At 44.4% G+C, this 16269-nt stretch carries 11 protein-coding genes; 4 read left to right on the top strand and 7 right to left on the bottom strand.

The annotated features are described in order from the left end of the window. Positions 1–176 precede the first annotated feature (176 nt). Together AB4154_RS21420 and AB4154_RS21415 are read right to left on the bottom strand one after the other, a co-directional pair. On the bottom strand, positions 177–1370 hold the full coding sequence (locus AB4154_RS21420; RefSeq protein WP_171733285.1) for an acetate/propionate family kinase: 1194 nt from the start codon (positions 1368–1370) through the stop codon (positions 177–179). Between the two features lie 743 nt (positions 1371–2113). Further along, positions 2114–4183: a DEAD/DEAH box helicase gene (locus AB4154_RS21415; protein WP_080582207.1), complete on the bottom strand. Its 2070-nt coding sequence runs from the start codon at positions 4181–4183 to the stop codon at positions 2114–2116. 309 nt (positions 4184–4492) lie between these two features. On the opposite strand from AB4154_RS21415, the gene rnb reads away from it, so the two are divergent. Together rnb and AB4154_RS21405 are read left to right on the top strand one after the other, a co-directional pair. Further along, a complete protein-coding gene (gene rnb / locus AB4154_RS21410) occupies positions 4493–6499 on the top strand; it encodes an exoribonuclease II (RefSeq protein WP_017059497.1) in 2007 nt (668 codons plus the stop codon). Between the two features lie 203 nt (positions 6500–6702). Continuing rightward, positions 6703–7533, top strand: a complete 831-nt coding sequence (locus AB4154_RS21405) for an AraC family transcriptional regulator (RefSeq protein ID WP_017064362.1) — start codon at positions 6703–6705, stop codon at positions 7531–7533. A gap of 184 nt (positions 7534–7717) precedes the next feature. Here the strand turns inward: AB4154_RS21405 and AB4154_RS21400 are convergent, their stop codons facing one another. Further along, positions 7718–8080 (bottom strand): DUF3024 domain-containing protein, encoded by a 363-nt coding sequence (locus AB4154_RS21400; protein ID WP_017059495.1) that lies wholly within the window; start codon positions 8078–8080, stop codon positions 7718–7720. Positions 8081–8344: 264 nt separating this feature from the next. On the opposite strand from AB4154_RS21400, the gene AB4154_RS21395 reads away from it, so the two are divergent. Further along, positions 8345–9160, top strand: coding sequence for a phosphate ABC transporter substrate-binding protein (locus tag AB4154_RS21395; protein ID WP_372124061.1), 816 nt, complete (start codon positions 8345–8347; stop codon positions 9158–9160). A gap of 76 nt (positions 9161–9236) precedes the next feature. Here AB4154_RS21395 and AB4154_RS21390 read toward each other — a convergent pair whose 3' ends face one another. The 3 genes from AB4154_RS21390 to AB4154_RS21380 form a co-directional block, all read right to left on the bottom strand. Continuing rightward, entirely contained in the window at positions 9237–9923 is a 687-nt protein-coding gene (locus AB4154_RS21390; protein ID WP_017059493.1) for a MaoC family dehydratase, read from the bottom strand. Between the two features lie 334 nt (positions 9924–10257). Further along, positions 10258–13410: an efflux RND transporter permease subunit gene (locus tag AB4154_RS21385; protein WP_372106317.1), complete on the bottom strand. Its 3153-nt coding sequence runs from the start codon at positions 13408–13410 to the stop codon at positions 10258–10260. Positions 13411–13421: 11 nt separating this feature from the next. After that, positions 13422–14558 (bottom strand): efflux RND transporter periplasmic adaptor subunit, encoded by a 1137-nt coding sequence (locus AB4154_RS21380; protein ID WP_136973992.1) that lies wholly within the window; start codon positions 14556–14558, stop codon positions 13422–13424. A gap of 259 nt (positions 14559–14817) precedes the next feature. On the opposite strand from AB4154_RS21380, the gene AB4154_RS21375 reads away from it, so the two are divergent. Beyond that, the gene (locus AB4154_RS21375; RefSeq protein WP_004737813.1) at positions 14818–15261 is read left to right on the top strand and encodes a dCMP deaminase family protein; all 444 of its coding nucleotides are present in this window, start codon (positions 14818–14820) and stop codon (positions 15259–15261) included. A 130-nt stretch (positions 15262–15391) separates the two neighbouring features. Here AB4154_RS21375 and AB4154_RS21370 read toward each other — a convergent pair whose 3' ends face one another. After that, positions 15392–16234 carry a mechanosensitive ion channel family protein gene (locus AB4154_RS21370; protein ID WP_372124059.1) on the bottom strand — a complete coding sequence of 281 codons (843 nt, stop codon included), beginning with the start codon at positions 16232–16234 and terminating at the stop codon, positions 15392–15394. Positions 16235–16269 lie beyond the last annotated feature (35 nt).

Raw genomic sequence — 16269 nt, 5'->3', positions numbered from 1 at the left:
GGGCATCACAAGCCAGCCCTAACATCACTAGTTTGAAGCTACAAAATGATTTGCCGAAATCAATAGAATGAGTTTTGACTATCTCGCTATAAGGCCACTTAGCGATGGTCTATCCAACATATAAGATCAAAAAAGCGAGCACTAAGCTCGCTTTTAACTATCTGTTTTTGAAAAAATTACAGCAGTTCAACCGACTGTTGAGCAATCACGAATTCTTCGTTGGTTGGGATAACCATTGCTACTGCGTCTAACATTTCAGACTTAGCGATGATCCCTTCAGCACCAAAGCGAGCAGATTCGTTACCTGCTACATCTTCAACGAAACCTAGAATCTTAAGGTTGTTTAAGATCTCACGACGAATTGGTAGAGAGTTCTCACCGATACCACCAGTGAAGATGATACCGTCTAAAGAATCTAGCGTTGCTAGGTAAGAAGCAACGTATTTCGCTACGCGGTAAGTAAACACCTCAAACGCAAGCTTAGCGCCTTCGTGGCCCTCTTCCATTGCTTCTAAGATGCCACGAGCATCGCTCGTAAGACCAGACACGCCAAGGAAGCCAGACTCCTTGTTTAGAGAGTTAAATACTTGCTCTTGTGACCAGCCTTTCTTAAGTAGGTATTCGATGATGCCTGGGTCTAGGTCACCACAACGTGTGCCCATCATTAGGCCTGAAAGTGGTGTGAAGCCCATTGAAGTATCAACACTGTTACCGTCTTTAATCGCACATACCGATGCGCCATTACCCAAGTGAACAGAGATGAAATTAGACTCTTCCACTGGCTTGTTGAGCATTTTCGCCGCTTCACGGCTGACGAAGTAATGACTGGTTCCGTGGAAACCGTAGCGACGTACGCCAAAGTCTGTGTATAGCTCTTTTGCGATTGCACCAGTGAATGCACGTTGTGGCATTGTTTGGTGGAAAGCCGTATCAAATACAGCAAATTGAGGTAGAGAAGGGAAAGCTTCAATCGCAGCACGAATGCCGACAGCACCTGCAGGGTTATGAAGTGGAGCTAGGTCAGATAGGCTTTCAATTTCGTTCGTTACTTCTTCAGTAATACGAACGGTTTGAGTGAACTTCTCACCACCGTGAACGATACGGTGACCGATAGCCACGATATCAGCCGTGAAGCCTAGATCTTCCATCAGGCCAACCAATTTGCCAATGGCAATTTTGTGGTGGTTATCTTCGCCTTGAATGGCAATTTCAGTTTTCTCGCCTTGATATTTCCAGCTCATACGAGCATCTTCAAGACCAAAACACTCCCCTAGGCCACTTAATACTGCTTCACCAGAAACAGAATCGATTACAGCAAATTTTAGGGATGAACTACCCGAGTTAATAACCAGAACAAACGAATTAGACATTGGATATGGATCCTGTTTCAGTACGAATTGGATGAAGTGTTTACTTCAATTTTAGTTAAGTCCATTATTCAATAATTTTTGAATCTTTCAACTTTTGTTTTGAAAAAATCACTAAATGAACACAATTAAGTTGATCTTGGTCATTAAATTATTTATTTCGAGAGCGGAATTAAAAAATAGTTGAATAAGAAAATTAATGAACAGGTGACGCAAACGAGTGCTCACGTTATTTTTAACTTGATTCAGTTAATTAAAGCGACTCGAACAAATGCAGGTGATCCGCTTGAAAAACAACCACCCTTCCCTTTCGTCTGCTTATCATTACCGATAACTTTTTGCTCGATTTCTCAATTGCTCAGTGTTTGCATCAAAAAGCTCACTGAAGTTGAGAATAGTGATCTGATCTTATTTTGATTGCCTTCGAGCACAACTCTACGAATAGATGCACTGTAACGACGCTTAGATAGCCTTCACTCTTTGTTTCAGCACCTTGTAGCACGTTCTTTTGGTATAGGCTTAGAACGCGATACAGCTAAGTTTTGGCACTAACATTCGTTCTAGGCGCGATGCTTAGTTTCATGGACGAAGCATAGTTACAGGAACGAAGCTTGATTAAAGTAAGTTAGCTACGAATATCGAGCCAACCAAAGCTTATGTTCAAATAGCAGGCACAAAAAAGCCGAGCATTACGCTCGGCTTTTAAATTCAGTGTCTAGACCTAAAGCGTCTAAGCGACAGGTTGATTAACCTTCGTTGCGCTCTGGACGACGACCACGGTTACCACCGCCATTGCCGTTACCATGGCCACGTTCGCCACGGAAGTTACCACGGTGATCGCCACCACGGTTACGGTCGAAACGACGTTCGCCATCACGTCCGCCAGCAGAGTTACCATCGCGAGCACCATCACGGTTGCCACGGTATCCACCACGACCGCCTTCACGGTTACCACCTTCGCGGTTGCCGCCTTCACGGTTACCACGGTAGCCGCCACCATCACGACCGCCACGGTTGCCACCACGGTTGCCATCACGACCGCCGCCGCCACGACGAGGCTCACGGAAGTCATTGAAATCAACAACTACAGCGCCAGCTTCTTTTTGACGAATGCGAAGTTTGCTTAGCTTACCAGCAGTTTCAGAGTTCATTGCTTTTGGCAGTTGAACGTAAGTAGAACCTTGGTCTAGCTTGATAGCACCGATAGAACCTTTAGTTAGGCCAAGTTCGTTTGCTAGTGCGCCAACGATGTCTTTAACCTGAACGCCTTGCTCACGGCCAACTTGTAGTTGGTAAGTATCCCAATCTTGAGTATTGAAGTTGCGACCACCACCGTCACGGCCGTTGTCACGATCTTCACGACGCTCTTTGCGACGGTTCTTATCACGCTCAATAGCAGCGATCATTGGGTCTTCGCCAACGTAGAATAGTGGGCTCTTACCTTGCTGACGCTTAAGAAGCATTGCAGCTAGAGTAGCAGCATCAACTTCTAGAGACTCTTGAAGAGTAGAGATAAGACCTGCAAAGTTTTCTAGTGCTTTGCTTTCTTTCTCAGTTTCAAGTTCAGCGCCAAGCTTAGCAACACGTGCAGCAGCAACTTGGTCACGTAGAGGAAGTTGAATTTCTTCCATTTGAGACTTAGTTACGCGCTCGATTGTGCGAAGCATGCGAATTTGGTTAGTGCGAACTAGTAGGATCGCTTTACCTTTACGTCCAGCACGGCCAGTACGACCAATACGGTGGATGTAAGATTCAACATCGAATGGGATGTCGTAGTTGAATACGTGAGTGATACGTGGAACATCAAGACCACGAGCTACAACGTCAGTTGCAACTAGGATGTCGATAACACCTTGTTTGATGTGATCAACAGTACGCTCACGTAGAGACTGAGGAATATCACCGTGCAGTGCAGCAGCTTTGAAGCCACGTGCAGATAGCCAATCAGCTAGACGCTCAGTGTCTTGACGAGTACGTACGAATACGATTGACGCGTCAGTTTCTTCAGTTTCTAGAAGACGAGACATTGCTTCGTCTTTTTCTACGCCTTTAACAACCCAGAAGTTCTGCGCTACTTTATCAACTGTGTGGTTAGTACCAGCAACGTCAACTTTAGCCGGGTTACGTAGGTAACGGTCAACAATAGTCTTAACCATTGGAGGCATAGTTGCAGAGAAAAGTACACGTTGTGCAGATTCTGGAGCTTGCTCTAGGATCCAAGTAACGTCATCTACGAAGCCCATTTTCAGCATTTCATCTGCTTCATCAAGAACAAATGTGTGTGCTTCATCTAGGTGTAGACGGTCACGAGTTAGTAAGTCTTTAACACGACCTGGAGTACCAACAACAATGTGAGCACCGCGGCTTAGAGCACGCATTTGGTCAACAATTGAAGCACCACCGTAGATTTCAATAACTTTAAGACCTTTGATATCACGGCCAAGGTTTTTGATTTCCGCAGCAACTTGAATCGCTAGCTCACGAGTAGGAGCCATGATGATTGCTTGTGGTTTGTGTTGGTTCAGGTTGATTTTGTTAAGTAAAGGCAGAGAGAATGCTGCTGTTTTACCAGTACCAGTCTGTGCTTTACCTAGTGCGTCACGGCCTTCAAGAAGAAGAGGAATAGCTGCTGCTTGGATTGGAGTCGGAGAAACGAAACCCATGCTATCAAGAGCTGAAAGAATGTTATCGTTTAGGGCTAATTCATTAAATTGAATTACAGATTCGGACATTGGGATCCCACTATATATAAGTAAACAAAAGGTCCCGGGAGCTCTATCAATTCCAATACTGATCCAATCAGATACTGATTCCATTCAGAGTTACGAAGCAGTAATAAAACACTTCAAGCCATTAGGGACGTCTAAGGGAGGCGGATTATTCCCTAAATGCATAAAAAAATCCAGAAAAAATTGAAATACATCACATATTTCTCGCTTTTACATCAATACTGGTTATCATATCGTCAAAACTTGATGAATATCTCGTCACAGCACCCATCTCCTAGCAAATTGACCTAGTTAAATAAGAGGGCAATTAATTAACGCTCACTTCGCCTTTAAGTAGTAATCAAGCCTCGCAATGATTATAGTGTGCTCAATTGTCCTCGATAGATAAAAGTCAAAATGTTTCAAGATAATCCTCTACTCGCTCAGCTCAAGCAGCAAATCCAAGAAACCCTCCCTAAAAAGGAAGGTACCATCAAAGCCACTGAAAAAGGTTTTGGTTTTCTCGAAGTTGATAGCAAAACAAGCTTCTTTATCCCGCCTCCGTACATGAAGAAATGTGTGCACGGTGACAAGGTGATTGCCATCATTCGCACAGAGAAAGAGCGCGAAGTAGCAGAGCCTGAGGAATTGGTTGAACAAGGTCTTACTCGCTTTATTGCACGAGTTAAGCTTTTCAAAGGCCGATTGAACGTTGTTCCTGATCACCCGCAGCTCAAAAAACTGCAACTTAAAGCGAAAGCAATGAAGGGTCTAAACCCTGAAACGCTTAAAGAAGGTGACTGGGTTGTTGCTCATATCGTTCAACACCCATTAAAAGGTGACAATGGTTTCTTGGCTCAGATCTCTGAGAAAATCACAGACGCTGACGACAAGATTGCACCTTGGTGGGTAACGCTGGCACAAAACGATCTACCAAACAGCGAGCCTGAAGGCATCGACAACTGGCTAATCAACGATGACGCCGATCTTGAACGTGTAGACATGACGCACGTCCCTTTTGTGACTATCGATGGCGAAAGCACAAAAGATATGGATGACGCGCTTTACGCGAAGAAGAAAGAGAACGGTGATTTTGAACTGACTATCGCAATTGCTGATCCAACGGCTTACATCTCTCCAGATGATGCGATGGATAAAGTGGCACGCGAGCGCGGTTTCACTATCTACCTTCCTGGTCGCAACATCCCAATGTTGCCTCGTGATCTTGCTGACAACCTATGTTCACTGATCGAGAACGAAGTTCGTCCTGCACTTTGCTGCACAGTAACGGTATCTAAAGATGGCGTTATCGGTGATGACATTAACTTCTTCGCTGCAAACATCAAATCTCATGCTCGTCTTGCTTACGACAACGTATCAGACTGGCTAGAAACAGGTGCATCAGAGAAATGGCAACCATCAGAAGAGATTGCTGCAATTGTTTCTGATCTTCACCAATTTGCTCAAGCACGTTCAGCATGGCGCTCAGCAAACGCTGTTGTGTTCCCAGATCGCCCTGACTACCGCTTTGAACTGAGCGAAGATAACGATGTTGTCGCTATCCACGCTGACATGCGTCGTAGCGCAAACAAGCTGGTTGAAGAATCAATGATCAGCGCGAACATCTGTGCGGGCCGAGTACTAAAAGAGAGCTTCAACCAAGGTGTGTTTAACTGCCATTCTGGTTTCAAGGCTGAGAAAATCTCCGACGTTCTTGAACTGGTAAACCCGCAAGCGGAAACGCCGTTCACTGAAGAGCAAATCATTTCTCTAGAAGGTTTTGCTACTCTACGTCGTTGGTTAGGTTCTTTAGATAACAGCTACTACGACAACCGTATTCGTAAATTCCAAGCGTATAGCGAGATCAGCAATGAGCCTGCACCGCACTACGCGATGGGATTAGATATTTACGCAACTTGGACTTCTCCAATTCGTAAATATGGCGACATGATTAACCACCGTATGCTTAAAGCACACATCTTAGGTAAAGCGCCAATTCAAACACCAGATGAAACTATCGGTGATGAACTTGCCCTGCACCGCCGTCACCACGGCATGGCTGAGCGTAATGTTGGCGATTGGTTGTATGCTCGCACTCTAGCCAATGCTCCAGCAGAAGAAACTCGTTTCCAAGCTGAGATTTTCGATATTAACCGTGCAGGTATGCGTGTACGTTTACTTGAAAATGGTGCTGCTGCATTTATCCCTGGATCTCTCATTCTTAATAATAAAGAAAGAATAGAGTGCAACGGTGATATGGGTACTGTATCTATCGATAAAGAAATGGTATACAAACTGGGAGACGTTTTAGAAGTAGTTCTCTCTGAAGTTAATCAGGAAAACCGTAACTTAGTAGCAAAACCTACTCAAGTATTTGCGGACTTGCCTAGCGAGCCTGAAACGACAAACGAAACCGAAGCTTAAAGGCTTTAACAGCTACAGCTTTCAAGGTTACGGCTTTCAAGGTCAAAGCTTACAAGGTTAGAGCTTTCAAGGTCAAAAGCTTCAAAGGTTCACTTCTAAAGGCGCTAATTATTAGCGCCTTTTTTGTAAATGTCTCATGCTTAAACAATACTTAAAAAAAACAATCAATAAGCAATCAATTTACAACGTCAAAGAAGCTCACTATGTCATCAATCACAGTTACTCAGTTCAGAAACTTCATTCCCAGGAGACGAGAACGTTATCCTGCTTCTAAAAACGGTATCTTTATAGTGTCGAAAGGCAGCATTTCTTTTGTGTTGCCCAATGGTACTCAAGCCTCGTTGCAAGCGGGAGATTTCACCCTTTACAATTCTGGTCAGATTAAAGACATCACGGTTAACACTGAAAATGGCGAATTCAGCGCAACCTGCTTAGATTTTGATTTGGCTATCTTTCAAAAGTTCATTAATCAGTTCAGCGATTTAGAGTCCGCTCGAATCCCAGACAAGTACATTAAGTTCAATCAAACGGATACTGAGCTCTGTCAGTTGAAAGATCTCATCATGTCACTGGCCAACTCTTCTTCTCAGAATGACTACGCACTCACTCAATTAGGCTTAAGTTTGCTGTCTTTGATGGTGGAACAGTACCCAGCTCTATTGGCTATTATTGCTCGAGCTTCAAGGTTAACCGTGACCCAAAGAGTCATTCATTACATCGAGCAAAACATTGAAAACAATATCTCTTTGGATACGCTCGCCAGTTACATGGGAATGTCACCGGCTACGCTTAAACGTCGCTTATCGGCTGAAGATCTGTCGTTCTCAAACTTATTAAAGATAAAACGTATTGCTCATGCAGCCACTCAGCTAAGAACATCGGATAAGTCGATCACTCAAATCGCGTATGAGTCAGGCTTTAAAAGTGCCGCTCACTTCAGCACGGCCTTTAAAACGTATCACGGAAAAACACCAAAAGACTTCCGATCGCTAGTGGCACAAGCACAACTGCAGAGCGTAAAGCCGCAAGTTTAAAGAAACAAAGCGATAGATTGATGTGGACGTCTTAGTTGGGAACTGGTGTAAACCAAGTGGCTTCAATATTAAGCCACTTGGGTGTGGGATGAGATGATTTGGCTTTGGGATTCAGTGGTTGAGTTTTGATACTCATTGATTCAGCTTTGCGAGCAGGCCACCAGCAAACGTGAAAACAGAGTGACTATGACCAGAAGTACGATTTAGGGTCTTTTTCTATTTCCGCCAAAATAGCATCAAGATCCTTCGATTTAGGAAGGTACGGATACGGCCCCCAATTCACAGAGTCGGTTTCGACATCCCCTTCAAGCGGCACCATCACTAACCAACAAGACAGCGACTCATCAAAAGTCACGCAGACGATCTCGTTTGTATAATCACTGTGAGATGAGTCGAGTAGATAATGCGCCTGAGAAAACAGCACACCACCCTCACACTCTTCATATAGGGATTTGCCTAGCTCGACAGGTAAACTTCGATTTCGAGATGTACAGAGCCTCTCGGCCCCAATTAAAAGACGATTCAGCTCGATATGAATGACGGACATAACACCCCTTGTAACTTCATAGAAACTTCATAGAAACTTCTAAGTAGTGAATTCCTCTACTTAGCTTAGGACTCAACAAACATTTTAGCGAACAAGCGTAATCAAAATACCTGCCCTGCTCCCAGAAACGAATCTTGCTTTCGGAAACCCAGAAAGCTACGACTCATCAAGCGAACAGCTATACATCGAGAGTATGGAATTTCACAAAAGTGTCATATAACCGACCTATCATATGCGACAAATGTTATTAACTAGGAGTTGTTTATGTTACGAGTCGCGCTTGCCTCTCTTTTATCCTTAGCCCTGTCTTCTCATGCTGCTTTAGCACAAGAAACCACTATTTCGGGCTCCACTTCAGTATCACGAGTGATGGATGTATTAGCTGAGGAGTACAACAAGACTCACCCTGATAACTATATTGCGGTTCAGGGCATTGGTTCTACAGCAGGTATTACCATGGTTAATAAAGGTGTCTCTGACATCGGTATGAGCTCGCGTTATTTAACCGACCGCGAACAAGACGAGAAGTTGAAGGTATTTCCAATTGCCTTTGACGGCCTAGCTGTAGTAACTAACCGCTCAAACGCTGTAAGCAACGTTACACGTGGGCAGCTGTTCGATATCTACAAAGGCAAAATCACGAACTGGAAAGCTGTGGGTGGCGCAGATCAGCCTATCGCAGTTGTCACTCGCGAAGCGTCTTCTGGCTCACGCTATAGCTTCGAAAGCTTGCTTGGTTTAACGAAGATCATTAATGACCGTCTAGTGTCTGACATCAACCCAAATAACTTGGTTGTAAACAGCAACAGCATGGTTAAAACGATTGTTAACCATAACCCACACGCGATTGGTTTTATCTCTGTTGGTTCAATCGACCGTTCGATTAAAGCAATTACATTTGAAGGCGTAGAGCCAACATCTAAGAACATTGCTAACCACAGCTATGAATTGGCTCGCCCATTCTTGTTGCTGCACAAGACAGACTCAGTTTCTGACGAGAGCAAAGACTTCATCAAGTTCGTGAAGTCAAAGCAAGGGCAAGACCTTATCGAAGAGTACGGCTACACTCGCATTAAATAAGTGAGTGAGTTTTATCTTATGAAAAAAAAGAGAGAGCATTAAGCTCTCTCTTTTTTTTGGAATCTATATGGTTCGTTTAGAAGTGAAGTTGAATCACTGAAACGATCACAGCGCCAGGACGACGAATACCTTCGATTTCGACGCGAATTTCGCGTTCAATCTCTAGGCCTTTCTTAATTGGCGTTACTTTTGTTAGCGTACTTTTAGCACGAACATTACTGCCCGATTTAACAGGGTATGGGAAACGTACTTGGTTAAGACCAATGTTTACGACCATCTTCGCTGTTGGGAATTGAGACTTGTCAGGGTCAACACTGTCAGTCAATCGAGGAAGCAGAGATAAAGTTAAAAAACCATGTGCGATGGTTGTTTTGAACGGAGAGTCTGTTTCCGCTTTTTCAGGCTCAGTGTGAATCCACTGCATATCTTCAGTAACAAGGCCGAACTGGTTAATACGGTCTTGACTTACATTGATCCAGTCGCCAGTATGGATGACTTCACCGATCTGTTGATTAAGCTCATCAAACACAAGTTGTGCTTCTGGCTTAAGTACGATCGGCTGTTCCACCGGCATCTCTGGTGCATCTTCATTGACAGCAGGTTTGTGGTGATCACGAACCCACGCAAAGAAATGGCTATTTTGCGTACGATTAAGAAAGTCGCCCCAGTAATCTCTAAGAGCTGGAGACATCCATTGCATAAACTCTGAGTGTTGCGAAGACATGCTATCGCCTCGGTGTTTAAATAAATCAATGACTTTCATAAGAACCTCAATGCACAAAAAATTTCAATATAACTTCGTAATTTTGAAACACTTCACACTATTGTGCAAATGTTTTCGAGCATACAACCGTTAGCTGAACCTTGTTAAAATCATATTAAACATATACTTACCAATAAAACATCATTTTATTACAAAACCCAAATTAGAGTGTTAGCTCTATCACATGACAAACATTTGTTTATATAAAAGGCGTTTTTATTCATAAGTGGAATAAAAAAAGGCTTAGCGCAATGCTAAACCTTAGTTTTTACAAGGAATTAGTTTTCCGAGGGTTGGTCTTGTAAGAGACGAATCTTACAAGACACTCAATCCCCTATTCGTCATCAAGCGGAACCAGCTTGGTATTACCACCGTGTGCTTTCTCACGCTTACGTTGCACGAATGCGTAGAAGCCAGGGATTAGGAACGTACCCGCCAGTAACACACATAACAGGCCGCCGATCAGTGAAATACCCAAAGAGTTCTGACTCACGTGACCTGCGCCCGCAGCAAAGATAAGCGGGAAGATACCTAAGATGAACGACCAAGACGTCATGTTCACAGCACGGAAACGTAAAGTACCGCCCTTCACCGCCGCATCTTCAATCGGTGCGTCTTTCTCTTCACGCTCTACCTTTGCGAATTCCACAATCAAGATTGCGTTCTTCGCGGCCAAGGCTATCAAGAGAACCAAACCTATTTGTGCATAAAGGTTCAGCGGAGTGCCCGTTAGATTCAATGCCAAGAAGGAGCCTAAGGTTGCGACAGGTACCACGAGGATAATCGCAATCGGAATTGTCCAACTCTCGTATTGAGCCACCATAAACAGGTAGATGAAGATCAGAGCCAGTGCGAAAGCAAAGATCGCTTGGTTACCTGCTAGTACTTCTTGGTAAGCCATGCCTGTCCATTCGTACTGATACCCCTGAGGCAATACTTCTGCAGCTACGCGTTCCATTGCCGCAATCGCATCACCACTTGAGTAACCTTCTGCAGGTTGACCTTGAATCACGGCACTGCGGTACATGTTGTAACGCCATGCTACATCTGGTTCGAAGATCTGATCGTAAGTCACCAATGTGCTTAACGGGATCATCTCGCCATTAGACGAACGAACGTGGAATCGTTGTAGGTCGTCCATGCTGCTACGGTGTTCACTGTCAGCTTGCATGGTTACGCGGAAGTTCTTACCAAACATGGTGAAGTCGTTCACGTACAACGAACCAAGGTTACCTTGTAGTGTTTGGAAAATTTCCGACAACGGAATACCTAATTGCTGCGCTTTCTCACGGTCAATATCGACATAGTAGTGAGGTACGTTCGCACGGAAAGTACTGAATGTGTGTGAAATCTCAGGCTGTTTGCTCGCCTCAGCTATCACGTCATTCATCACCATAGCAAGATCAGTACGGCTTCGGCCTAGCGTATCTTCAAGTACAAACTCGAAACCAGACGCGGCCCCCATGCCCGGAACTGCAGGAGGCCCCATCGCAAACACGACAGCTTGAGGAAGTTCAGTCGCAGCACGACCATTAATACGCTGTGAGATAGCCTGAGCAGAGTGTTGACCATCCAGTGCATTACGCATGTCCCAATCGTGAAGCTTGATGAACATTGACGCACCATTCGACGCAGAAGCGCCCGTCATAAATGCGTAGCCGTTAACCAGTGTTACGCCATCAACACCCGGCTCTTGTTCAACCATTTCAAGCAGCTGCTTAGTCACTTCTTCGGTTCGAGACAAGGATGCCGCGTCAGGAAGCTGAACGTTAACCAGCAAAATGCCTTTATCTTCTTGAGGTACAAACGCCGTAGACGTTGTCTTCGCAAAATAAGTCACAGCCGCCAAAGCCACAAAGAAGAAAGTGAACAGCAGAACGCCTTTCTTAACTAAGAAGCCAGCCACTTGACCGTATTTGTTAGTAACAGACTCTAGACCACGGTTAAATGCTTGGTACCAACGCGCCGTGTTACCACCACCCTGCTTAAGAACCAGTGAACACAATGCAGGTGATAGCGTTAATGCGTTAATTGAAGAGATAACAACCGCGATACAGATAGTCAGAGCGAACTGACGGTACATGATGCCAGTAATACCAGGAAGCATTGCAACAGGGATGAATACCGCAAGTAGAACCAAGGTCGACGTAATGATCGGCCCCGTTACTTCTTTCATCGCAATAAGCGTGGCTTTACGCGGTGAAATGGTTGGGTCTTTAGCCATTGTGGTATCAACGTTCTCGATAACCAAGATAGCATCATCTACTACGATACCAATCGCTAGTATCAAACCAAACAGGGTTACCGTGTTGATGGTGAAACCCGTCATCTGCATGATGGCAAACGTACCAATCAAAGATACCGGAATCGCAACTACAGGAATCAAGGTTGCACGCGCACTACCCAAGAACAGGTACGTTACCGCAATAACCAGCAAGATGGCTTCGATTAAGGTCTTTACTACCCCTTTGATCGACTCAGCAACAAACAGTGTAGTGTCGTAACTTGCTTCATACGCCACGCCTTCTGGGAAGTTCTTGCTTAAGTTTTCCAGCATCGCCATCACAGCTTTGCCACTTTCCAACGCGTTAGCGTCTGATTGAAGTGACAGCGTTACGATCGACGCATCTTGACCACGGTATTTACCATTACCGTCGTAGAACTTTTTACCAAGCTCAACACGTGCAATGTCTTTTAAGTAAACCGTTGAACCGTCTTGAGTTGCACGAAGAACAACATTTTCAAACTCATCAGCTGTTTCTAATCGGCCTTTTGTTACCAAGTTGAACTGCACTTCTTGTGCGTTGTTATAAGGTGCAGCACCAATACGGCCTGCAGCAACTTGAACGTTCTGCTCTGCCAACGCGCGATTCACGTCTGAAGTGGTGATATTGAGGTTAGCCATTTTCTCAGGATCTAACCAAACACGCATCGCGTATTCACCACCACCCAACACGTTAACTTCACTGATGCCCTTCACACGAGCCAGTTGGTCTTTAATGTTTAGGTTAACGTAGTTGATCAAGAATTGATCGTCGTACTCACCGTTTGGCGAATAGAAGTTCAATACCATCAAAAGGTCTGGTGAACGCTTTTTAACGGTGACACCCACCATTCGAACTTCTTGCGGAAGCTTCGATTCGATTTGAGCAACTCGGTTCTGAACGTTGACCTGAGCCATATCTGGGTCAGTACCAACATCAAAGGTCACATTAAGGTTGTATGAACCATCGTTAGCGCTTTTAGAAGACATGTAGATCATATCTTCAACGCCGTTAACCGACGTTTCTATGGGGTCGGCTATCGCCTGTTCTACTACTTCAGCACTTGCACCTGTGTAGAATGCGGTAACACTTACAGAAGGCGGGCTGATTTTTGGATATTCCGCCACTGGCAAGATAGCGAGAGAAATCGCACCCGCCAGCGTTAAGATTATGGATATGACAAGGGCAAACTTGGGCCTTTGAATAAAGAAACGACTCAACATAAATAAGCCCCTTACTCAGCTTTTTCAGCAGCAGGTTGAATGCGAACGGACATACCATTACGCACACGCTGTAAGCCTTGAGTGATCACTGTGTCATTCTTCTCCAGACCGGAATGAACAATCACACCACCTTCAACCTGACGACCCATCTCGATGTTTCTGCGCTCAGCAACGGGTTCGGCTTCTCCTTCAACTAATACCATCACGAAGTCGCCTTCGAGGTCGGTTTGCACTGCACGACGAGGAATAGTCACAACATCAATAGGTTGTTTTTCACGTAGATCAACGCGAACGTGTTGGCCTGGAAGTAGTTGCTGATTCGGGTTATCAGCAATCGCACGCATCGCGATCGTACCAGTATTAAGGTTGATACGGTTGCCCAAGAAGTCAAGCTGACCTAGATGTTCGAACGCTTCACCGTTCTCAAGCATGATCTGAACTTCAACACCTGCAGAGTCGCTGCTGCCATCGCCTTCGATGCGGTCCATACCCAGCTCAATACGCTCTCGCTCACTGATGCTGAACGATGCGTGGATTGGGTCTAGGCTAACCAAAGTCGTCAGTACACCTGAAGACGGCGAAACCAGATCACCCGTGCTCACTTTGGTATCGCTAATACGGCCAGAGAAAGGCGCGATGATTTTGGTATGAGAAAGCTGAACATTCGCAGCATTAAGCTGTGCTTGGCTTGCTTCAAGCTGTGCTTGAGAACCTAACAAGTTTGCGGTTAATGCATCGAATTCAGATTGAGAGATACTGCCTTTCGGAAGTAGGTTTTTACCACGATTAAAATCAAGCTCAGCTTTTTTAAGGTTCGCGTTCGCTTGAGCAACAGACGCTTTTGCGCTTGCTACTTCGGCTTCAAACGAAGAAGGTTCAATCGAATAAAGCAATTGACCCTTTTCAACCATTTGGCCTTCATTAAAATGACGGCTTTGTAGGTAGCCAGAAACCTGCGCTGTAATAGCCGTGTCTTCAACGGCTTCTATACGACCGATATACGACTTACTTTGCTGGTGAGAAACAACGCTAACATCCTGTACAGCTACGAGAGGTAAAGGTGCTTGCTTGGCATTTTGAGCATCTTGCCCACACCCAGCAAGAATAAGAGAGCTTGCAAGAGCAGTAAGGATCAACTTTTTACGCATGGTTATACCGTCACTTATTAGTATTTGAACAGCATAAAATTTACGTAACACCTCTGTTACCATTGTCCGAGGAATATCAATTATAACTGGCCAAAGTGTATCAATATGTTAATTGAAACCAAGTGCTTATAAAGTGCTTACAAACACGCTACAATTCCTAAGTAAATCAATCTCTCAGCTTTTGTTCTCTATGGATATTGTCTAACATAATGTATTGTCAGACAGATAAGCATTCACATTTAATTGTTAAGGAATTCTCATGATTTCAAAATGGGCTAAACGTTTCTATCAAATGGCGGAATTGGTCGGTTCTTGGAGTAAAGATCCTTCAACTCAAGTCGGCGCCGTAATCACTAAGCACAACCGCATTGTTTCTGTTGGTTTTAATGGCTACCCACATGGCGTGTCTGATAGTGCGGATACTGATGACAGAGAGATGAAGTACCTCAAGACACTTCACGCTGAAGAAAATGCGATCTTATTCGCCAAGCGTGATTTGGACAGTTGTGAGATCTGGGTGACGCATTTCCCTTGTCCAAACTGTGCAGCAAAAATCATCCAAACCGGTATTTCTGCGGTTCACTGCCCAGAGCAAAGTGAGGATTTCCTTTCTCGCTGGGGCGACAAGATTAAAGTTAGCCAAGATATGTTTGAGCAAGCTGGTGTACAAGTGGATTGGTTACCTCTCGCTGACCTAGATTAAGCTAACAGATAGTAAAAACAAAAAAGCCGAGAGTCGATAGTATCGCTCTCGGCTTTCTGTTGTTTGGGCTTATAGTTTGGTCGCTATAGTTTAGAGGCTATAGCTTGGTCACTGTAAACTGATGAGCAAACTAAGCGCTTGTTGGGAATGCTTCCGCGTACGCTTCCATAAAGTCTTTACGAATATCTTGCTCTAAATGAATCGCTTTTTCGGTCGGACAGAAGATCATAAAGTGCACTTCTTGCTCACCTGTCGAACTGCTCGTGATATGGATGTGAGGCTCAGAACCCGGAAGGTCAACGCCAGCGTGCTTTTCGATCACACCGTTATAACGGCGGGCAACATCGATAAACTCTTCACAATGCTCTTCAATTTTCACAATAAGACCCGGCACCATAGGGTATAGGTTTACAAAGTCTTTCACCGTCACAAAAAAGTTATGATAAACATAGCGCTTCATAAAGTTGAGGTTCTTTACCGGATAGGTGAAGAACATACTATTAGGCAGCGTGGCTGTCTTACCAGTGAAGTGATATTGCCCATGATACAAATCGATTTCTTGAATCACAGTCGCCATCAAATTGTGCTCAATCACCTCACCGCTTATTTTACCCACTTCGATCCAGTCGCCGATTCTAAATGAGCGAGAACTCGCACGCTGAATAGAACCGGTGAAACACAAAATGATCTCTTTTGAAGCCACTACTATCGCAACAGCAATGGCCGTGACAGATAGCGCAAACTCGCTGATTTCGGATTTCCACAACACAAATAACGTTACAACAATAATCGCGAATGTGCCGTTTTTGGTTCGTGACATCCAGTTACGTTGGTCTTCACTAAGGAAAGCAACATCACCTCTTATTTGAGATAAGGTGATTCGGCGAATGATTAATATAAGAGTGATAATCAACGCACTAAAAATAAACTTATGAGCGAGTAGAAAATCAATTACTTGCCACAACTTTTCCATTACTTATTCCTTAGCATTACAACAGTTAGCTTTAC

The sequence above is a fragment of the Vibrio sp. 10N.286.51.B11 genome, from assembly GCF_041469245.1.
Lineage (GTDB): Bacteria > Pseudomonadota > Gammaproteobacteria > Enterobacterales > Vibrionaceae > Vibrio > Vibrio crassostreae_C.
Note: the sequence above shows the minus strand (reverse complement) of the source record. Positions and strands in the feature narration are given on the sequence as shown.

Excerpts from the sequence above, each read along its gene's own strand:
- AB4154_RS21420 (WP_171733285.1), bottom strand. The coding sequence starts at position 1,370 with ATGTCTAATTCGTTTGTTCTGGTTATTAACTCGGGTAGTTCATCCCTA.
- AB4154_RS21415 (WP_080582207.1), bottom strand. The coding sequence starts at position 4,183 with ATGGAATCAGTATCTGATTGGATCAGTATTGGAATTGATAGAGCTCCC.
- rnb (WP_017059497.1), top strand. The coding sequence starts at position 4,493 with ATGTTTCAAGATAATCCTCTACTCGCTCAGCTCAAGCAGCAAATCCAA.
- AB4154_RS21405 (WP_017064362.1), top strand. The coding sequence starts at position 6,703 with ATGTCATCAATCACAGTTACTCAGTTCAGAAACTTCATTCCCAGGAGA.
- AB4154_RS21400 (WP_017059495.1), bottom strand. The coding sequence starts at position 8,080 with ATGTCCGTCATTCATATCGAGCTGAATCGTCTTTTAATTGGGGCCGAG.
- AB4154_RS21395 (WP_372124061.1), top strand. The coding sequence starts at position 8,345 with ATGTTACGAGTCGCGCTTGCCTCTCTTTTATCCTTAGCCCTGTCTTCT.
- AB4154_RS21390 (WP_017059493.1), bottom strand. The coding sequence starts at position 9,923 with ATGAAAGTCATTGATTTATTTAAACACCGAGGCGATAGCATGTCTTCG.
- AB4154_RS21385 (WP_372106317.1), bottom strand. The coding sequence starts at position 13,410 with ATGTTGAGTCGTTTCTTTATTCAAAGGCCCAAGTTTGCCCTTGTCATA.
- AB4154_RS21380 (WP_136973992.1), bottom strand. The coding sequence starts at position 14,558 with ATGCGTAAAAAGTTGATCCTTACTGCTCTTGCAAGCTCTCTTATTCTT.
- AB4154_RS21375 (WP_004737813.1), top strand. The coding sequence starts at position 14,818 with ATGATTTCAAAATGGGCTAAACGTTTCTATCAAATGGCGGAATTGGTC.
- AB4154_RS21370 (WP_372124059.1), bottom strand. The coding sequence starts at position 16,234 with ATGGAAAAGTTGTGGCAAGTAATTGATTTTCTACTCGCTCATAAGTTT.